General features: G+C 36.3%; 21 protein-coding genes and 1 riboswitch. Of the genes, 11 read left to right on the top strand and 10 right to left on the bottom strand.

Features of this window, described 5'->3' with window-relative positions:
• Window positions 1-28: 28 nt before the first annotated feature.
• Both pbuX and xpt read right to left on the bottom strand, forming a co-directional pair.
• A complete protein-coding gene (gene pbuX / locus ACFCT9_RS10255) occupies window positions 29-1,297 on the bottom strand; it encodes a xanthine permease PbuX (protein ID WP_412519078.1) in 1,269 nt (422 codons plus the stop codon).
• Window positions 1,294-1,884 carry a xanthine phosphoribosyltransferase gene (gene xpt, locus ACFCT9_RS10250; protein ID WP_412519077.1) on the bottom strand — a complete coding sequence of 197 codons (591 nt, stop codon included), beginning with the start codon at window positions 1,882-1,884 and terminating at the stop codon, window positions 1,294-1,296. The genes pbuX and xpt overlap by 4 nt, the downstream gene beginning before the upstream one ends.
• Before the next feature lie 403 nt (window positions 1,885-2,287).
• A riboswitch (purine riboswitch) is annotated at window positions 2,288-2,389 on the bottom strand.
• Window positions 2,390-2,621: 232 nt separating this feature from the next.
• On the opposite strand from xpt, the gene ACFCT9_RS10245 reads away from it, so the two are divergent.
• The 4 genes from ACFCT9_RS10245 (at window position 2,622) to ACFCT9_RS10230 (ending at window position 6,612) form a co-directional block, all read left to right on the top strand.
• On the top strand, window positions 2,622-3,020 hold the full coding sequence (locus ACFCT9_RS10245) for a general stress protein (RefSeq protein ID WP_412519075.1): 399 nt from the start codon (window positions 2,622-2,624) through the stop codon (window positions 3,018-3,020).
• Window positions 3,021-3,167: 147 nt separating this feature from the next.
• Entirely contained in the window at window positions 3,168-3,833 is a 666-nt protein-coding gene (locus ACFCT9_RS10240; protein ID WP_412519074.1) for a hypothetical protein, read from the top strand.
• 116 nt (window positions 3,834-3,949) lie between these two features.
• On the top strand, window positions 3,950-4,927 hold the full coding sequence (locus tag ACFCT9_RS10235; RefSeq protein WP_412519072.1) for a hypothetical protein: 978 nt from the start codon (window positions 3,950-3,952) through the stop codon (window positions 4,925-4,927).
• Window positions 4,928-5,286: 359 nt separating this feature from the next.
• Entirely contained in the window at window positions 5,287-6,612 is a 1,326-nt protein-coding gene (locus tag ACFCT9_RS10230) for an L-cystine transporter (RefSeq protein ID WP_412519070.1), read from the top strand.
• Window positions 6,613-6,731: 119 nt separating this feature from the next.
• On the opposite strand, the gene nfsA is transcribed toward ACFCT9_RS10230, so the two are convergent.
• Window positions 6,732-7,487 carry an oxygen-insensitive NADPH nitroreductase gene (nfsA, locus tag ACFCT9_RS10225; RefSeq protein WP_412519068.1) on the bottom strand — a complete coding sequence of 252 codons (756 nt, stop codon included), beginning with the start codon at window positions 7,485-7,487 and terminating at the stop codon, window positions 6,732-6,734.
• A 148-nt stretch (window positions 7,488-7,635) separates the two neighbouring features.
• On the opposite strand from nfsA, the gene ACFCT9_RS10220 reads away from it, so the two are divergent.
• The 5 genes from ACFCT9_RS10220 to ACFCT9_RS10200 all read left to right on the top strand — a co-directional run bounded on the left by ACFCT9_RS10220 (window position 7,636) and on the right by ACFCT9_RS10200 (window position 12,807).
• On the top strand, window positions 7,636-8,412 hold the full coding sequence (locus tag ACFCT9_RS10220; protein WP_412519067.1) for a 2-keto-4-pentenoate hydratase: 777 nt from the start codon (window positions 7,636-7,638) through the stop codon (window positions 8,410-8,412).
• Between the two features lie 381 nt (window positions 8,413-8,793).
• Window positions 8,794-9,363 (top strand): alkyl hydroperoxide reductase subunit C, encoded by a 570-nt coding sequence (ahpC, locus tag ACFCT9_RS10215; protein WP_412519066.1) that lies wholly within the window; start codon window positions 8,794-8,796, stop codon window positions 9,361-9,363.
• Between the two features lie 16 nt (window positions 9,364-9,379).
• Entirely contained in the window at window positions 9,380-10,903 is a 1,524-nt protein-coding gene (gene ahpF, locus ACFCT9_RS10210) for an alkyl hydroperoxide reductase subunit F (RefSeq protein WP_412519064.1), read from the top strand.
• 593 nt (window positions 10,904-11,496) lie between these two features.
• On the top strand, window positions 11,497-12,120 hold the full coding sequence (locus tag ACFCT9_RS10205; protein ID WP_412519062.1) for a phosphatase PAP2 family protein: 624 nt from the start codon (window positions 11,497-11,499) through the stop codon (window positions 12,118-12,120).
• Between the two features lie 63 nt (window positions 12,121-12,183).
• Complete coding sequence (locus tag ACFCT9_RS10200; protein ID WP_412519061.1) at window positions 12,184-12,807, top strand: NDxxF motif lipoprotein; 624 nt, start codon at window positions 12,184-12,186, stop codon at window positions 12,805-12,807.
• Between the two features lie 63 nt (window positions 12,808-12,870).
• On the opposite strand, the gene ACFCT9_RS10195 is transcribed toward ACFCT9_RS10200, so the two are convergent.
• Entirely contained in the window at window positions 12,871-13,311 is a 441-nt protein-coding gene (locus tag ACFCT9_RS10195) for a carboxymuconolactone decarboxylase family protein (protein ID WP_412519059.1), read from the bottom strand.
• A gap of 157 nt (window positions 13,312-13,468) precedes the next feature.
• On the opposite strand from ACFCT9_RS10195, the gene ACFCT9_RS10190 reads away from it, so the two are divergent.
• Window positions 13,469-14,635 (top strand): ArgE/DapE family deacylase, encoded by a 1,167-nt coding sequence (locus ACFCT9_RS10190; RefSeq protein ID WP_412519057.1) that lies wholly within the window; start codon window positions 13,469-13,471, stop codon window positions 14,633-14,635.
• 54 nt (window positions 14,636-14,689) lie between these two features.
• On the opposite strand, the gene ACFCT9_RS10185 is transcribed toward ACFCT9_RS10190, so the two are convergent.
• From ACFCT9_RS10185 to ACFCT9_RS10160, 6 genes are all read right to left on the bottom strand, one after another.
• Window positions 14,690-15,277, bottom strand: a complete 588-nt coding sequence (locus ACFCT9_RS10185) for a histidine phosphatase family protein (RefSeq protein ID WP_412519055.1) — start codon at window positions 15,275-15,277, stop codon at window positions 14,690-14,692.
• A 311-nt stretch (window positions 15,278-15,588) separates the two neighbouring features.
• A complete protein-coding gene (locus ACFCT9_RS10180) occupies window positions 15,589-16,200 on the bottom strand; it encodes a hypothetical protein (RefSeq protein ID WP_412519054.1) in 612 nt (203 codons plus the stop codon).
• 526 nt (window positions 16,201-16,726) lie between these two features.
• Entirely contained in the window at window positions 16,727-16,969 is a 243-nt protein-coding gene (rpsR, locus tag ACFCT9_RS10175; protein WP_002480324.1) for a 30S ribosomal protein S18, read from the bottom strand.
• 53 nt (window positions 16,970-17,022) lie between these two features.
• Window positions 17,023-17,541, bottom strand: a complete 519-nt coding sequence (ssb, locus tag ACFCT9_RS10170) for a single-stranded DNA-binding protein (protein WP_002480323.1) — start codon at window positions 17,539-17,541, stop codon at window positions 17,023-17,025.
• A gap of 21 nt (window positions 17,542-17,562) precedes the next feature.
• Complete coding sequence (gene rpsF / locus ACFCT9_RS10165) at window positions 17,563-17,859, bottom strand: 30S ribosomal protein S6 (protein ID WP_412519052.1); 297 nt, start codon at window positions 17,857-17,859, stop codon at window positions 17,563-17,565.
• 162 nt (window positions 17,860-18,021) lie between these two features.
• Window positions 18,022-19,005: a thermonuclease family protein gene (locus ACFCT9_RS10160; RefSeq protein ID WP_412519051.1), complete on the bottom strand. Its 984-nt coding sequence runs from the start codon at window positions 19,003-19,005 to the stop codon at window positions 18,022-18,024.
• 538 nt (window positions 19,006-19,543) lie between these two features.
• On the opposite strand from ACFCT9_RS10160, the gene argF reads away from it, so the two are divergent.
• A complete protein-coding gene (gene argF / locus ACFCT9_RS10155) occupies window positions 19,544-20,548 on the top strand; it encodes an ornithine carbamoyltransferase (RefSeq protein WP_412519049.1) in 1,005 nt (334 codons plus the stop codon).
• Window positions 20,549-20,626: the final 78 nt, after the last annotated feature.

Here is a 20,626-nt window from a genome sequence, read left to right as displayed (position 1 = left end):
ACAGCCTCCATTATTTGTTTTAATTACATTATTTCACATTTTCTTCGTTTTGTTGATACTTTATGCCGTTAAAAAAGAAATTAAGTACAATTGCGGAGATAGCTCCAAGTACAATTCCATTTTGTGTTAACCAAGCGAATTGTTCGCCCATTGCTTTAAATGCTTCTGGAACAGCACTAATACCTGTTCCTAAACCGACAGCTACAGCAATAACTAATAAGTTATTCTGCTTTTTAAAATCGATACTGCCTAAGATACTGACACCATAAGCCATTACCATTCCGAACATTGCGATCATTGCACCGCCGAGTACAGGTAATGGGATAATGTTTGCTAACGCGCCTAACTTTGGAATACAACCACAAATCAAGAGCAAGATAACCATTCCATAGATGACATTATTCTTTTTCACGCCTGACAGTGAAACCAAACCGACATTTTGAGAATAAGCAGTATATGGAAAAGCGTTGAAGATTGAACCGATGACAATCGCAAGTCCTTCCGCAGTGTAACCTTTACGATAATCGTTACGTGTCAAAGTTCTTCCTGTAATTTGACTTAACGCTGTATACACGCCCGTTGATTCAATCAAGCTGACTAAAGCAACAATAAAGAATACTAAAATTGCGCCGATATCAAACGCAAAGCCTGAAAATCTAAACGGCTTAGGGAACTCGAACCAGTGGGCTGTCCCAACTTGGTTTAAGTCAACTACACCGAATGCGCCAGCAAGTATTGTTCCGGCAATCAATCCGATTAAAATTGCAATTGATTTCAAGAAACCACGTGTAAAGCGTTGTAAAATCAAGATAATCAACAACGTTGAAAAACCTAAAATGATATTTTTCATATCACCGTAGTCTTTCGCACCTTGTCCGCCCGCTACATAGTTCATAGCAACTGGCATTAAATTAATCCCGATAATGGTTACGACACTGCCGGTTACGACAGGCGGGAAGAATTTAACAACGTATGAAAAGACAGGTGCAATTAAGACGACTAGAATCCCAGATACAAAGAGTGACCCATATAAAACGTCCAAACCTTTGGTTTGGCCGATTAATATCATCGGTGCAACTGCAGTAAAGGTACATCCTAAGACAATCGGCAACCCGGTACCTGTTACTCTATTCGCTTCTAAAAATGTGGCAACCCCACACATGAAGATATCGACTGTTACAAGGTATGCGATTTGCTCTGGTGTAAACTTCAAGCTTGTCCCGACGATAATTGGAACAAGTATAGCACCTGCATACATTGCAAGTAAATGTTGTAGACTTAAGATGAAATTCTTCATGCGTTCTCTTCACCTTCACCGACTAAAGTTACTTGGTTGCCTTGAAGTGATGCAACTTGGCAAAGTGAAGAAACTTTCAATCCAGCTTCTTCCAAACGTTTACGTCCTTGTTGGAAGCTTTTCTCCACGACAATGCCAATACCTACTGTTTCTGCACCTGCTTGTTCTACTAAACGGTTCAAACCAAGTGCAGCGTCCCCATTGGCTAAAAAGTCATCAATAATCAATACGCGGTCATGCTCACTTAAAAATTCTTTAGAGATAATGACACGATTGGTTTTGTTTTTCGTGAATGAATGAATATCCGTCTGATAAAATCCATCTGTCAAAGTACTTGGCTTTGCCTTTTTCGCAAAAAGACAAGGCACTTCAAAACGATATGCTGCCATGATGGCTGGTGCGATACCTGATGCTTCAACAGTTAAAATTTTAGTAATCCCTTGATCTTTAAATTGTTCGTAAAATGTTTCTCCGATGTCATACATTAAAACTGCATCAATCTGATGGTTTAAAAACCCATCAACTTTCAAGATTTTCTCGCCGATGACAACGCCATCTTCTTTAACCTTCTTTTTTAACGCTTCCACGTCAACAAACCTCCTAAATTTGTGTATAAAAAAAATCCCAAACTACTCTATGAGTTTCAGGATCTATGAGTGGCACAGGGAATACACATCATTCTCAATATACAGTTCACTTTGGGTCAGGAGGTTCAATTTAAATCATCCTATACCAATTAAGTATAAGATCATTCTTGTTGACGCCTTCTGTGGTTAACGCAAGTCTAACCCCTTCTAGCGTGTTGCCAAAGCAACTTATAAATGATGGTTTGAGAAGCTGTCATTGTTCTCCGCGTTTCAAAACCTAATCGCTCGATATACGCAAACACGTAAACACTATAATATAAGCCCCATCTCCCAAATAGTCCTCAACTTATATTGCAGTATGAACAGTTTGTCTACCCGTATTGTTTTGAAAGCACCATTGTGTTGTATTGTATCAGTGACTCATAGTCATGTCGTTAAGGCGACATGGTAGAAACTTCTAAAGCCTAATTCTCTAGATTATATGAGTTAGGTAAATTATTTAATGATAATATCAAATTTCAGGCTTTATTTCAATATCTGAAACTTAATTCATCTTATTTCATGAAAAACCCATTGCGCATGACAGGAAATTTGTCATTTCCTTATTAAAAGTTTGAATTTTCTTATATTTATTTGATAGCTTCGCCGTCTAATAGTATAATTTAGATGGTTCAATTATAGAAAAAAAGGGTATACATTATAACATTAAACATATTTTGCGGAGGGGGAGCTTTAACATGGCAAATATTACTGTACTTACATCACAAGACGAAATTTTTGATACTTTAAAACAAAAGTTAGACGAGGGGTATAACAAAGACGAAATTTCAGTTATCAGCAAAAACAAATTAAACCTTGGTAGCGTTTCAAGCACAGATATGACTGTGCAATCTACAAGTGGTACGTTCAGCGACAGAGTTGCTCGCCTCCTTACTGGGGAAGATGGCGAAGAAGCTGTCTTATTACAATACGATTTATCAGATACTGAACGTCAAATTCTTAAACGCGAACTTATTAATGGTAATATCGTCGTTCTTGCAGACAAAAGCGACTTCAGACACGACTCAGACAGACAAGAATTCAAAGACGAATACGAAGAGAAAAAAGATAAACATGATAAAGAATATGAAATTTGATTTGAAATGATGATAATCAGCAGCTGAGTCTGCTGATTATTTTTTTATCATGAGATGTTCAAATTTTAATATTCATCATTCCACTTATACATATTAGCCTTATACATCAATATGCTATAATCAAAAGAAATATGGGAGGGCAGTGTTATGGAATTTAAATTAGTGAAACAAACATCTGATCCATTGTATGAAGCAGCTTTAAATCTTTTCGATAACTATCAATTCGGAAACGTGACGCAAAAGCATCACGTATTCAAACAATCACTTGAAAATAAACGTACCCAAAATGATTACGTCTTCTTAGTCGGGTTAGACAATAATGAAGTGGTCAGTTTTGCGTCAGGACACTATGAAGCAACTACAAATGCGGCATTTATTATGTACTTAGTTGCCGTAGACACACCAAAAAGAATGCACTATTTAACTGACACATTAGACAAACTCCAAGAAGAGTTGGACAACCTAGCCAACCGTGTACATGACCGCGACGTCAATTTCTTTATGATGGAAGCATTACCGATACCAGATTCTCTAGAAGAACCAGATGCCGACTTATTAGTACAACGTCATCGTTTCTTAAAAGAACACGCATTTGAGGAGCAAAAAGAAATCAACTATATTCGACCTGCATTAGAGCCTGGCGGCGAACCTATTCCGTTAAATCTGTTCTTGCACGCACGTATACCATTAACAAAAGACATTTACGGTACAAGTGTTAAATCTTGTTATATTTTAAAATATGTATTCGCAAATCACCTTTCACGCAAAACCGTTTATCCGCTCCTTGAACAAATGGATCTCCGAAAATCGTGAGAGCCCTTGAAATCGTAAGGAAATCGGGTTAAACTAACATAGAGGTTAGACTAACGTTTGTGTGACGTAAGACACACGTCCTACTTAAAATTATAGAGTGAAAGGATATAGATCAGATGCTAACAAAAGAATTCGCCCAACGCGTCGAATTAAGTGAGAAACAAGTACGTAAAATCGTACAACATTTAGAAGAACGCGGTTACCATTTAAAGAAAACAGAATATCGTGGTCGTGAAGCAACTGACTTCCAAGAAGAAGACATCGAGTTATTCACAGAGATTGCGGATAAAGTTAAACAAACAAATAGTTATGATTTAGCTTTCGAAGAGTTAGAAAAAGAAAATGATTTCTTGCAAATCGTTGTAAAAGAAGAGGATCAAAATCAACTACCTAGCGACCAAAACTTCGCAAAACTATTAAGCGACTTACATAACGACATCACGAAAATGCGTGAAGAACGCCAAATGCTGGGTCAAATGATTTCTCAAGTACACCAACAACAAAAAGACTTACAAACTTTACAACAACAAATGACTACTAAACTTGATCAACACGAAAAAACTTTGAAAGCAATTGAAACTGCACAAAAAGATCAAGCAAAAGCAGTTCAAGATAATACTGAAGCAATGAAATCTCATACTGAAAAAGTTTTAGCACAACCACAACCGACTGTTGAAACTAAAACTGAACCTAAAGCAGAAGAAAAAGTAACAACAACTTCTGAAGTTAAAGAAACTGCACCATCAACACATGAAGTTAAAACCGAAAACACTTCAACAAAAGAACAAACTCAAAAAGTATCAGAAACACCGCTTTCTGACTATAAAGGTGCAACAACTTCAACTGAAGCTAAACAGCCCGCGCAAGCTGAACCGGTTAAAACTGAAACAACTTCAGAACAACCATCAAAAGAAACATCTGAAGCAGCAAAAGATGAAAATAAAGAAAACGAAGAACCAAAAACAGAAGTTCAAGGCACACCTGGTACAACAACACCTGAACCAGAAATTCCAATTGACAACCAACATGAACCTACTGTTCCACCACATAAAGAAGAGAAAAAAGGGTTCTTCGCACGCTTATTCGGTATGTAATTCAAACATTATTCAAATCCAATCCGAGCATTCGGGTTGGATTTTTTGTTTTTGTTCACAACTTTTTTTTAATACTGCTTTAAAAACTGTCATTGACCCTTCCTTATATATACGATATATTTACTATGTATTAAAACAGACTTTACAACTTTCAAGTACTGTTGTATAAAAAAGTTGATACACATCTGCTAAGTTCAGTTACTATAAAATGAACTTCCTTCTTTATGCAGTTATTTGAATTAAATCAAGTCTTATCTTTTGTTAGAAGATAAATATTTACGAAAGGAAGTTTGATTCAATTGGGTTTCACTATTCTTAATATTGTCATCTTCGTTCTGCTTCTCGCCGGACTTTTTTTCATGGCAAAAAAACATGTTTCTTTCTCAAAACGTGTTTTCACCGCACTGGGCATCGGGATTGTCCTTGGTGCGATTATGCATCTTGCATATGGTGCTGGTTCTAAAATCACGACCACAACAACAGATTGGTTTGGCATTGTAGGTAATGGTTATGTCGCATTACTTCAAATGATCGTTATGCCACTCATCTTTATTTCTATTGTCGCAGCTTTCACTAAAATTCAATTAGGTGAAAAATTTGCGAAAATCGGTTTCTACATCTTTGTATTCTTAATTGGAACCGTAGCAATAGCAGCAACTATCGGCATTATTTCAGCACTTCTCTTCGGTTTAGATGCCTCATCTATTGATTTAGGCAGTGCCGAACAATCACGTGGTACAGAACTTGCGCAAAAAGCGAAGGATATGACCGCAAGCACCCTACCACAACAAATCTTAGAACTCTTACCAAAAAATCCATTCTTAGATTTTACAGGACAACGCACAACATCAACCATCGCAGTCGTTATTTTTGCGACATTTATCGGTTTTGCTTATTTACGCGTTGCACGTAAACAACCTGAAAATGGACATATTGTAAAACGTGCTATCGAAGCAATCTATTCAGTGATTATGTCTGTTGTGACATTCGTTTTACGTTTAACACCATATGGTATCTTGGCGATTATGGCGAATACCATCGCAACGAGTGATTTCGGTGCACTATGGACATTGGGCAAATTCGTGCTGGCTTCATATGTGGCATTAATTACAATGTTCATCATCCACCTAATTATCGTCAGCATCCTCGGCTTGAACCCTTGGCGCTATGTGCGTAAAGTTGCTGAAGTATTAATCTTCGCATTCACATCTCGTTCAAGTGCAGGTGCACTGCCTTTAAATGTACAAACACAAAAATCACGTTTAGGTGTGCCTGAAGGTATCGCGAACTTATCTGCATCATTTGGTCTTTCTATCGGTCAAAATGGTTGTGCAGGTATCTATCCTGCAATGTTAGCAGTGATGGTCGCGCCAGTCGCAAATGTTGAAGTCAACTTGCAGTTTATTATCACTTTAATTGCGGTTGTTATTATTTCATCATTTGGTGTTGCCGGAGTTGGCGGCGGCGCTACATTTGCGGCAATCTTAGTACTTTCAACGTTGAACTTACCTGTTGCTTTAGCAGGTGTACTTATTTCTGTTGAACCATTAATTGATATGGGACGTACCGCATTAAACGTTAATGACTCTATGCTTGCCGGAGTCGGAAGTGCTAAATTAACAGGCAATCTCGATAAAGAAAAATTCAATGCTAATCAATATAATGATTTAAGCACTGATTACTAAACGCCTCTTTTTCATCCACAATATTATTGAGGTATAAAGAAACAGCCCTATCTCATTTCACCTTGTATGGTGAAAGATAGGGCTGTTATTATTTAATGTTTGAACGCTGCTTCAAACAATTACTTTTTAGCAAATCCTGATTTTTGTAATTCTTCTAAGATGTCTGCACGCTCTTTCATTGTTAAGAATTGAGTGATTTGTTCAGACCATGTTTCTTTACGTTCTCCATTTGTACGTTTGTCGTAATACTCACTTACAACTTGATCGTAGTCTTTAATATAACCATATTCTTCTTCATCATCTTGGTTATATCCATTTTCATGGAAGACAGATTCGAATGGTAAACGTGGTTTTGGTGTACCATTTTCATCATCTGCCGGCACACCCAATGCCATTCCGAATAATGGGAATGTATAGTCAGGTAAATTTAATAATTCTTTCACACGTGAAACATCATTACGGAGTGAACCTAAATAAACCATACCTAAACCTAAACTTTCAGCTGCAATTGAAATATTTTGCGCTACTAAAGCAACATCAATTGCACCTACAAGTAATCCCTCTGCTGATTCAAATGAGCCTTGTAAATTCTTGTCGGTATGTTCATTTATTAAATCTTGACGATGATAGTCCATCACAAAGACAAATAGATAGCCACTTTCCTCAACATAAGGTTGACCTGAAACTTCTCTTAACGCTTTTTTAATTTCAGGATCTGTAATACCGATAATAGAATATGTTTGTAAGTAGCTTGATGTAGAAGCTCTTTGACCCGCTTCCACTAATTTTTTTACTGTTTCTTTACTTAAAGGTTCATCTTTAAATTTTCTTACAGTATGGTGTTTCATCATAATTTGATCAATTACATCTGACATAGAATTTCCATTCCTACCTTTCAAATGATTTTAGCAACCTTATTCTACCCTCTTTTATCATCACTTAAAAGTTTAATGCTTTGAAAGTTGTTAGAATAAAAGCTATCCTATGAATAGTAGCAATTTTCAGAATTGAGGGGAGATTATTATGGTCCAATACAAAAAAGAAATTGTTAATGCATTATTTAAAGCACAACAAAATCATGAACCGATTGACTTCGTATCAGAAAAATACGGCATCAGCGAATCGGTTGCTTATCAAATTCAAGACGCTTTAATTGATGAATTAACACAAGCAAACAACAGTGAAATCGCAGGTTACAAAGTAAGTATGACCAGTGCAGAAACGCAAGCATATGCGAATACAGATGAACCGGCTTACGGAACAATCTTATCTGATAAAGTTGTGAAATCCGGTGAAACGGTTCAATTATCAAAACTATTCGCACCACTCATCGAACCTGAACTTGTCTTCGTAATTTTAAATGATATCAGTCCAGATGCATCAGACGAAACAATCTTGAACAGCGTTAAGGTTGCGCCAGGTATCGAAATACCGGATGCACGTTATAAAGATTGGTTCCCTAACTTTACTTTAGGCGACTTAATTTCTGATAATACAGCTTCAGGTTTAGTCGCATTAGGTGAAGCTGCTGATCGTGTCTCTTATGAAGACTTTGAAAACATTACTTTAAAATTAACTAAAGATAATGAAGAAATCGCAACAGGTGTTTCTTCTGATGTATTAGGTAATCCTATCGAAGCTTTAAAATGGTTAGTTAAAAAACTAGCATCTCAAGACAAACAGCTGCTTAAAGGCCAAATTGTTTCATCTGGTACCTTTGTGCCGCCTGTTACAGCTGAAAAAGGCACGTACCGTGCAGAATATAGTTATCCAGGCTCAATTGAAGTCACATTTGAATAATTTATTACAATACCCCTTCCTGTTGTTATAAAGACAGAAACGGGGTATAACCTTATTATAGAGATTGCAACTAATAATCAGCCATCTTTATTGAGAAAATTAATCTCTAATTGATATTGAGAAATAATTGTTAATTTCCTATGAATTTCTTTGCTTTACACATGTTCTAAAAGTCGTTAATATTTCTAATACACTAGTACTTACAGTGTTTGACACATTATTGTGCATACACAATCACGAATATTGACTATTTCTGACGATAATGTGATAATAGGAATCAAGGAGATTAGAATTATTATAAATAAATAATTAGGATAATTTAGCTATCCTGATTAGCTTTCTAATCAAACAAACTTTTTAATTTCTAGGAGGATGTATTTTATGTCATTAATTAACAAAGAAATTTTACCATTCACAGCAGATGCTTATGATCCTAAAAAAGATGAGTTCATCGAAGTTTCAGAAGAAACATTAAAAGGTTCTTGGAACGTTTTAGTATTCTACCCAGCAGACTTCTCATTCGTTTGCCCTACTGAATTAGAAGACGTTCAAAACCAATACGACGAATTACAAAAATTAGGCGTAAATGTTTACTCAGTATCAACTGATACACATTTCGTACACAAAGCTTGGCATGACCACTCAGAAGCTATCAGCAAATTACAATACACAATGATTGGTGACCCATCACAAACAATCACTCGCAACTTTGATGTATTAGATGAAGAAAAAGGCTTAGCTCAACGTGGTACTTTCATCGTTGACCCTGATGGCGTAGTACAAGCTGCAGAAATTAACGCAGACGGTATCGGCCGTGACGCAAGCACTTTAGTACACAAAATTAAAGCTGCTCAATATGTACGTCAACATCCAGGTGAAGTTTGCCCAGCTAAATGGGAAGAAGGCGGCGAAACTTTACAACCAGGTCTTGACTTAGTAGGTAAAATTTAAGGAGGCATTCATATAAATGCTGAATAAAGAGTTAAAATCACAATTATCTCAACTTCTTGAATTAATGGAAGGCGACGTGGTTTTAACAGCGAGTTATGATGACAGCGACAAATCTAAAGAGTTGAAAGACCTATTAGATGAAATTGCTGATATGTCATCGCATATCACTGTTAAAGAGGATACACTGAAACGTACACCAAGTTTCAGTGTGGATACTCCTGATGCGCACACTGGCATTGTATTTGCCGGTGTGCCATTAGGTCATGAATTCAACTCACTCGTACTGGCTTTATTACAAGTCAGCGGACGCCCTCCGAAAGAAGAACAAAGTGTTATCGATCAAGTCAAAGCGCTCGAAGGACCACTTCATTTCGAAACATTTATCAGCTTAAGCTGTCAAAAATGTCCAGATGTGGTTCAGGCGTTGAACATGATGAGTGTGTTAAATCCTGACATCACGCATACAATGATTGATGGTGCAGTCTTCAGAGAAGAATCTGAAGATATTATGGCAGTTCCTGCTGTATTCTTAAACGGTGAAGAATTCGGTAATGGTCGCATGAGTATCTCTGACATCTTAAATATGTTAGGCAGCCAAGCAGACCCTTCTGAATTCAATAATAAAGAACCTTTCGATGTATTAGTCATCGGCGGCGGTCCTGCAAGTGGTACAGCTGCTATCTATACTGCACGTAAAGGTTTACGTACAGGTATCGTAGCAGACCGTATCGGTGGTCAAGTCACTGAAACTGCAGGTATCGAAAACTTTGTCACTGTTAAAGAAACAACAGGTCCAGAGTTCTCTTCAGCTTTAGAGCAACACATTAATGAATATGATATTGATGTGATGGATGGTATCCGTGCTTCTAACGTAGAGAAAACGGAAGATGGTATTGTTGTAACTTTAGAAAATGATGCCAAACTAACAAGTAAGACAGTCATTATTGCGACAGGTGCACGTTTCAGAAACCTCAATATTCCAGGTGAAGATGAGTTACGCAACAAAGGTGTAGCTTATTGTCCTCACTGTGACGGACCTTTATTCGAAGGTAAAAATGTTGCAGTTGTCGGCGGCGGCAACTCTGGTGCTGAAGCTGCTATTGATTTAGCAGGTATTGTTAAACACGTTACACTTGTTGAATATAAAGACTTCTTACGTGCAGATGAGATTTTACAAAAACGTTTACGTGAATTACCAAACGTTGAAATCTTGAAAAATGCACAGTCTTCAGAAATTCTTGGTGACGATCATGTTACTGGTCTTAAATATGAAGACAATAAAACAGGCGAAACACATCAAATTGATGTAGATGGTATTTTCGTCCAAATCGGTCTATTACCGAACACTGAATGGTTACAAGGTGCAATTGACACGAACAACCACGGTGAAATCATTGTTGACCGCAAACAAGAAACAAGTATGCCGGGTGTATTCGCGGCAGGCGATGTAACAGACGATCGCTTCAAACAAATTATCATCGCAATGGGTACGGGTGCAGATGCTGCACTGAACGCATTTGATTATATTATCCGTAATTAATCTCTCCCTATCATTTGATTAAGACGGATAACCAACAAGACAGGCAAAGATAAATTTCTTTAAGAAAGCTATCTTTGTCTGTCTTTTTTCATACATATTCATGTTACAATTAATATAATGCACTACAATATAGCTGAGAAAAGGAGCTTGGGTTGTCTATGTTATTATTACTAGTTTCTATAGTCCACCTCACCCAAGCTTCCCGCTCTACTGTCAATGTCAACAACCTTTTCATTGGTTTGAATCAAACCCGCACGTTTACAGGAAACCTCGATTGGAAACAGCTGCAGCACTATTATCAGTCACTGCAATTACGTTATTTCAAACGTCTTTTATATATCAGCCTTCCATTAAGCGTCCTCGACTTATTTATACTTATCAAATTTGGCCATGCTTGGCTCATTTTAGTCGAACTCGGTATATATTTATCACTGCTCTTCTTCTTGTTGCGAAAAGTTGAAACATATATTCAATCTCATGAATGAACAAACCTATCACCTACTGTTAGGTTCAGTTCATCCCAAAGTAGGATGGCAAAGGTATGACAATAAGCTATAATTTGTATAAATCGAGAAAGAAAGTTAGGTTTTATTATGAAGGTCCTACACACGAAGTACATCGGTATTACCCTGGTTGCTTTTATCATTTTAATGCTGCTGGTGAAATTGGACTTCATCCTTATCATAGACGAACCTATATATAACTTCGTCAGACTCTTACATCAAGTTCCATTTATGGACAGCTTCTTAATCGTCTACTCTAACCTATTTCAACCATGGCACTTAGTTGGCTTTATGGCTGTCATTTTGATTATTCTCTTCTTTAAGAATAAAACGCTCTCTGTCATCACTATGACATGGGCAATTATGACACTTGTGTTAGGCATCGGATTGAAGTACTTTATTCATCGCGCACGTCCTGTAGAATATATCTCAGGATTCAGTTTTCCAAGTCTGCATACATTAACTATTTTTGTTGCGGCAGCAGTGTTCTTAACGTTGATGCGCAAACGTTATTGGCACTATATCATGTATGTCATGATTTTCATCATGATGATTTCACGTATTTATGTACATGCACATTACTTTTCAGATACTGTTGGTGCAGTATTATTCGGTTATCTCATGCTGCAAGTTGCGCAAAATCTCATTGTGAAATATCACTTGGAAGTACCTTTCCCTTCAAGATTGGAATCTCCATGGCACCGAGATACTTAACGCATACTAGGCTGTTAAGCTATAATGAAAGTAATCATATAGAAAAGTGAAGGAGAAACTAAAGTGAGCAAACTAAAACAACTATTAATCATCGCTTTCACATTAATGTTAGCCATAACATTGACGGCTTGTGCACAAAAAGATGAAAAGCAAGAACATCACGCAAAATATGCGCCTAAAAATGCAACACCGATTCATAAAATAAAAATCTTTGAATCGTCCGAAAAAGGCAAAGAATTGACTGAATCGGAAATGCGAGATAAGTTAAAGACCTACTTAGATGCGAATAATGATATTATCGATAATAAGTATGTCTTACAACATAAACTAGATCAACAATATGATGGAAAACAAAAAGTTTCAGATCAATTAGATACAGATCTACGCGATTTAGCTAACCTCACAACGAAAAACCAAATGAATTTTGAAGCGTTCTTGAAAGATAATAAAGTACCTTCAAACCAAAAAGAAGACATCGAGCGTATGAGTAAGTACTTTAGCGCTGTTAATTATAAAGCCGCGCGTGCGGATCAACAATTAGAAGAATTAGGCTATAGTCCACAAAAAACGGTCAATGTAGTAGATGTTCCTACGAACTATGCAGGTGACGTTAACTTAAAACAACAAAAGAAAATCAAAACTTTCTTAAAGAAACAAAACCTACCTACTAAAGCGATAGATAAATAAACAACTAAAAATATAAAAATGCGCGAACACTCGTTAAACAGTGCTCGCGCATTTTTTCATACATTAAACATTATGTTCATTACCCATTGAAATAGAAAGTCTATTCCAGAAGTTGATTTGATTAATCACAAAGACTAAGTCTGTATATTCCTCTTCTGAAAATTCTTCACGTACACGTTGATATAACGCATCCGGTACACCAGTTGCTGTAATTAAAGTAATAGCTTCCGTTAATTCTAATGCTAATTTAGTTTTTTCAGAGTAAATGTTTGTATCATCCCACGCGTTCAATAAGAATATTTCTTCTTCACTTACACCGATTTTACGTGCATCTTTTGTATGCATCGCTAAACAAAATGCACAACCATTGATTTGAGACGCACGAATTTTCACTAATTCTTGTAAGTGCGCATCTACGCTCGCTTTTTTCAATTCTTTTTCCATATCATAAAGTATCTTGATTTTGTCCTTAGCTACATTTTGATACTGAATTCTATTATTCAATGTCATGCCTCCTGACCATTAAGCCGTATATTTATTTCACTTCTAATTATAATTTTACGCTTATTTATTTTAATGTGCAAAAGTGCGAATTGTTTGAATACTGCAATTGTATATTTTACGCTTATATTGTATGAAAAATAACAAGGGAGCTGAGGATATGGGAAAATTAACGACAGACGAACGTGTTCAAATATTAAGCGATATAGTGGGTATTGAATCTGTGAATGATAATGAATTAGAGGTTGCAGAATATTTACAAGACCTCTTCAAAAAGCATAATATTGAAACTAAAATCATTAAATTAACAGATACACGCGCCAATCTTGTAGCGGAAATCGGCAGCGGCAGTCCTGTTATCGGCGTCTCTGGTCATATGGATGTCGTGTCCCCTGGTAATCCAGAAGATTGGCAAACACCGCCTTTCAAATTAACAGAAGATGATGAAGGACGCTTACACGGTCGTGGTGCAGCAGACATGAAATCTGGTTTAGCGGCATTTGTGATTAGTTTAATTGAATTACACGATCAAGGCTTACCAAAAGAAGGCACAATCCGTTTACTTGCGACTGTAGGTGAAGAAATTGAAGGCGATGGCGCTAAAGCCTTCTATAAAGAGGGTTATATGGATGATGTTGATGCATTATTAATTGCGGAACCTTCTCAAGATACGATCATCTATGCGCATAAAGGTTCAATGGATATTCGTGTCACATCAAAAGGCTCATCTGTGCATAGTTCTATGCCGCAACTTGGCTATAATGCCTTAAATCCATTGGTAGACTTTGTTCATCGTATTAATGAAGCACAAGCCAATATCTCTGTGACCAATGAAGAGTTAGGAAATCCTGTCGCAAGCGCAACAATCTTCAACAGTGGCACACAAGTCAACTCTATTCCTGATTATGCAGTGGCTGAATTCAATATCAGAACGATTCCAGAAGCAGATAATGACGGCTATCAAGACTTATTCGAACAAGTCGCAAAAGATGTTAAAGAGAAATACAGTGATGCTGATTTAGACATTGATACGTATATGTCTCGCTCTTCCGTCTTCACAACAGGTGAAAATCCAATCATCGATCTAGCGCAATCACTAGGTAAAGAATATTTAGGTGATGATATCCCTAAAAAACCATCACCAGGTGTTACAGATGCAGCTGACTTAGTAGTTGATAAAGGCAAAGACTTCCCATTTATTATGTTCGGACCGGGTGAAACAAGCCAAGCACACCGCATTGATGAATATGTTTATAAAGATGTCTATCTAAAATTCATTGATTTATATGAAGCGTTATTACCTCAAGCTATCGATAAATTAAAATAAGGTAACACGCAATAAGTTAAGCGGTTGAATCCTAAATAAGGGATTCAACCGCTTTTATATGTTTTCAGTATCGACAAGAATTGGATCACAATTCTCAATGTGCTTATCGTATAATTCCTCTTCAGTAATGACGCCTAAATAATATAAACAACAACGTATCCAAATTTGATGTGCCACAATCACGACAACTTCATCCCTAATATCAAGCACATCTTTAAAGAATTCATCTATTCTTCCTAATACATCTGAGTAGTTCTCTCCACCAGGTGCTCGTTGTGTGAAACTATTTCGGAAATCGCTGAATCTTGGATCTTCAAAATAACGTGTGTAAGCCGGATTATCACGCAACGTATCTCTCGGATAGCCTTCAAACTCACCTAATGAACGTTCTCTCAACAATGGTGAAAAAGTATGCGGAATTTGACTGTCAAAACCATTTTCATACGTTTGGATGGTACGCGTTAGGTCAGAAATATAAATATGATCTATATGTATTCCTTCGAAGTATGTTTTTAGTGCCTGCGCCATACGCACGCCTTCTTTCGTTAAAGAAACGTCTAATTGTCCAGTAAAGTAATGATTTCCATGATGATTGTCATAGTTTGCGGTTGATTCTCCATGCCGTATCAAATATAGCTTCACGTTGTGTTCACTCCTATAATCTCAATATCCTCTGTTTTACTCAATTCACTTAACTTCACTAAGACACTAAGCAAATAGATTTAACGTAATGATAACATGTTTTTATATAATTTTATCTACTTAATGTTTGTTTGTTATCTAATTTTAACATTCTTGTAGGGTCTCTTGTGTACAAGTGAATAGATTATATGGATTTTTTCTTTAACAATACCGCAATACTGATTTCAACGGATGAAAAACAAAAGAAAAGAAAGACCCTGCAATCATTGATAATCTATCAATCTTACAAGGTCCTTTTGATTTATTCACTTTTAAATTTCACCAAGCTGATTATTTTTCATTAAAATTTTTAAGAATTCACGCTCTACTTCTAATAAATGAACGTAATCATCTGACATGATTTCTTTACTTAATTCGATATTCTTTTCAGAGATGAAGTTAACTAATGCTTCATTATCTTGATTGTGGGAATATTCACTTTTCGCTTGCGCAAGCAATGAATCCTCACAAACTAATATGAAAGAACGACCATAAGCAATATCGATTTTACCACGTTGATAGTGAGATTCTAAGAATCTTTTTGCTTCGTCTAAATCATCAGTATGTTCAAAAATACCAAATACTTGTTCAGTTACTTTATCTGATAAATTAGCTAAACGATCTTTTTCTGGCTGGTTATCTGGTTTCACTCTGTCTTTCACTAACATTTTTTGTTTTTTAATTTCGTCTTCAATCAATTCTAATTCTTTCGTACGTGCCTCTTTTGACCATTTGTTTTCATTCTCTTTATACGTCTTTAATAAATCATTGGCTTTATGCAGATCAAAGTGTTCCTCATTTGTACCACTATGTTCTAATCCATCATAGTGCGTTGGATGAGAGGTTTCATTCGTATCATTTTTATTTAATTCTTGTCTAGTCATATTACGATACTCCTTTTTCAACTTGACATTCATTCAGTAATCCAATGTAGCGGATACATTTCAAAGATATTTTACCCCTCTATATATGCGGTAAACACAGTGTACAACCCATCAAAATATCCTCATTTAAAACACTTAGGGAACGCAACTGTCATTTTAGGATTAAAATTTTACAGTTAAGTAGGTTAAATGACGACTTAAGGAATTTTGCACAATGGAATAGAAAAATCATCTAGAATGAAATTAAGATAAAAAAAGGAGGTTACTTATCATGATGATCGCAGACATTATTGGTGGTATTATCAAATTAATCGTGAACTTAGTAGACACTTTCGCTCCTAAAAAATAATCCAGTAAATACTTAATGACTTTTATAATACGTCCGTGTATCGGGCGTATTTTTTATGTCACAAAAATTGTAGAGTTAATTTGTTTTCTCGCCCTATTTCGGGCCTTTTTTCAATAATTTAGACACAAAGAAACCCCGTAAAGCCTATGCCTACGGGGTTTATCTATAAATTTTATCTTAGTTTTCGTCTTTAACATATGGTAATAAAGCCATATGACGAGCACGTTTGATAGCTGTAGTCAACATACGTTGATATTTAGCTGAAGTGCCAGTTACACGACGTGGTAAAATTTTACCGCGTTCTGAGATAAAACGTTTTAATAAGTCAGTATCTTTATAGTCGATGTGTGTAATTCCGTTTGCTGTGAAATAACAAACTTTTTTACGACGACGTCCGCCTCTTCTTGGTCCACCTGCCATGGTTAACTGCCTCCTTTAATCGATATTTTCAATTTTTACGTTCATTACACGTATTAGAATGGTAAATCATCGTCACTGATGTCAATTGGTCCGTTCGTATTTGCGAATGGATTATCTGATTGACCAGCGTTGGATGAATTATTGTTTTGATAAGATGACGTATTTTGTCCTTGTTGTTGACCACCATAGTTTTGACCATAGCTCTGGAATTGGTTATTACCGCCAGATTGTTGGCCATGACGTTGGTTTTGTGATTTTGGTTCAAGGAATTGAACACTGTCACATACAACTTCAGTAACAAAGATACGGCGTCCTTCTTGGTTTTCATAACTGCGTGATTGTAAGCGACCATCTACGCCTGCAAGACTACCTTTAAATAAGTAATTACTTACGTTTTCTGCTTGTTTTCTAAAAACAACACAGTTGATAAAGTCTGCTTCACGTTCCCCTTGCGCATTCGTAAACGTACGATTAACCGCTAGAGTAAAAGTCGCTACACTTACGCCTGAGGGTGTCGTTCTGTATTCAGGATCCTTAGTTAAACGGCCTACTAATACAACTCTGTTAATCATTTAAACGCCCCCATTCTGTTTTTACTTATCTTCGTCTTCGCGAATAACCATATAACGAAGGATATCGTCATTGATTTTTGCTAAACGTTGGAATTCATCTGTAGCTTCACTGTTTTCAGTGTTGATACGTACAATGTTGTAGAAACCTTCTTTGAAATCTTCGATTTCGTAAGCAAGGCGACGTTTGCCCCAATCTTTTTCTTCAATGATTTCAGCACCGTCGTTAGTTAAAATATTTTTGAAACGTTCAACTAATGCTTTTCTTGCTTCGTCTTCAATGTTTGGACGAACAACGTACATAATTTCATATGTTCTCATTTTTTATCTGCACCTCCTCGTGGACTATACGGCTTACTCTCAATTGGAGTAAGCAAGGAATAATTTTCATTACTCACAATCAAGAATTATAGCATAGTCATTTACTTTTTACAATCATTTTTCTCATTCGAATTCAAATGAATTCTACTTTTTTCATACCCATTAATTGATTTCACATGCCCATCCATCTTTATCTCCATCCATTTTATTTTGATAAGCTGGATGACTTTTCGGCACCCCGTTTGGATAATCCTTTCTTAGCGCTGTACAGTTCGCATAATATTTAGTCTCTCCACTTGCTTGTTGACTGCTAGATGCGTTGTTTTGGGAAGATTGGGAGCCTGACGGCACACTACTTTGACTGTTATCTTGTGATACACCATTACTCCAAATATTTAGATGCTCTTGTTGCGCTAAGCGTTGACTCTCTTTTAACTGATCCAAATATGTAATACTCGGTGGATAAATATAAGCCACTTTAGCTAAACCTTGTCTAACTAGCGCGTTGTTAACCATCACACCATCGGCATAGACGTATGCCAGATATCTACCATACTTATCTGTCTTACCGCCTTTATCAAATTCAACTTCAACCTTAGCAGCATTCATTAACATATTTTTTGTGAAATCAGATGCTTCTTTACCATAAGGCTCCACACCCTTTTTAGGATGTTTGGTTTCTGGCGTATCAATCAATAATAATCTGAAAGCAGACTCTTTTCCTTCATATCTCAGTCTTACTGTATCTCCGTCTACAGGACGTGTAAATTCTACTTCTTCTCTAACAAGTCCATTAGGTTGCGTTTTGGGTTCTGACTTAAGTTCACGCTTTTCTTCCTTTTGCTTGTTATCTAATTCTTTTTCAGACTTTGGTGTTGCTTTAGGCTGTTCTGACTGTTCTTCTTTATTAGTATCTTTCGATTCATCTTGTGTTTTATCTTGTGTCGTTTCTGCAGTTTGATTATTTGTTGCTTCAGGTTTCGCATCTGGTTCTGACATTCCAAAGAACATCAAACTTAAAATAAATGCTGCTAAAGCAATAATGCCTGCTGCTTTCTTTTGTTTCCCTTGAATCCACAAAAAGACAAACATTGCTATGTAAATAATAAATACAATAAAACACAATACACCTAGTATTCCCAACATCTTGTACACCTTCTCTTTAATGCTCATTTCTTTCTATTCTATACTATTTCTTTATTCTTCATAAGATTCAATCTACACTTTATAATAACTCTATCGTTATTTCTGCTGATTTTAAGTTGAAAAAGATAGAATATGTCAGATGAACCTGACAAACTTTCAACACAGAACATGAACACGAGATTAAGTTGCCAAACACCGTAATAAACTTGTTGATTATACAATACAGATAGTATGAACTGTCACATTCTAAAAATGGTTCATTTCTAGCATTCTGTAAAAAAGTATGAATTTTTATAAATAGTTATGTATTTTTATTCGTTATAGTGTATAATAAACCAATAATGATGAGAGACACCTCGTTTTATACATGACTGCCATGTTACAAGTAATATCTAAATTCCAAAACTATAAAACTATGATTGTTTAGTAATGATGAGAGTTATGTAAAGTTTTTTAAAACTATATTTATTTCATTGTCTTGAAAAATAAGTCACTTATAATGAAGGTATAATATATCACAAAGAGGAGTTGTAGTAGAATGCAAAACTTAAGAAACAGACATTTCCTAACACTATTAGATTTCAGTCAAAAAGAAGTAGAATATTTATTAAACCTTTCAGAAGATTTAAAACGTGCGAAATACGCAGGTATTGAACAACAAACACTTAAAGGAAAAAACATTGCATTAATTTTCGAAAAAGACTCAACTCGTACTCGTTGCGCATTTGAAGTTGCGGCAGCTGACCAAGGTGCAAGCACGACTTACCTTGGACCTACTGGTTCTCAAATGGGCAAAAAAGAAACAGCAGCAGATACAGCACGTGTATTAGGCGGCATGTATGACGGCATCGAATATCGTGGATTCTCACAACGTACTGTTGAAACATTAGCTGAAGAATCAGGCGTACCTGTATGGAACGGCTTAACTGACGAAGATCACCCAACACAAGTATTAGCTGACTTCTTAACAGCTAAAGAAGTATTGAAAAAACCTTATCACGAAATCAACTTCACTTACGTAGGTGACGGACGCAACAACGTTGCGAATGCGTTGATGCAAGGTGCAGCAATCATGGGTATGCGTTTCAACCTAGTTTGCCCTAAAGAATTAAATCCTACAGATGAATTATTGAGCCGTTGTAAAGAAATCGCTGAAGAAAACGGTGGCGAAATCTTAGTAACAGACGACATCGATAAAGGTGTTAAAGGTTCAGACGTACTTTACACAGACGTTTGGGTATCTATGGGTGAACCAGACGAAGTTTGGGAAGAACGTATCAAATTATTAAAACCTTACCAAGTTAACCAAGAAATGATTGAAAAAACAGGCAACCCTCATGTTATCTTTGAGCACTGCCTACCTTCTTTCCACAACACTGACACAACAATCGGTAAACAAATCGAAGAAAAATATCAATTAAAAGAAATGGAAGTTACAGATGAAGTCTTCGAAGGCAAACACTCTGTAGTATTCCAAGAAGCTGAAAACCGTATGCACACTATCAAAGCTGTAATGGTTGCGACGCTTGGAGATATTAGATAATTCAATTTAACTTTATAAACAAAAATGCCATGGTAACGGGGAGATATCCCGTACCATGGCATTTTCACTTTAGACTAC

The organism is Staphylococcus simulans, assembly GCF_047037175.1.
In the GTDB taxonomy this organism is placed as follows: Bacteria; Bacillota; Bacilli; order Staphylococcales; family Staphylococcaceae; genus Staphylococcus; species Staphylococcus simulans_C.
This window is presented reverse-complemented; position numbering and strand designations above follow the sequence as displayed.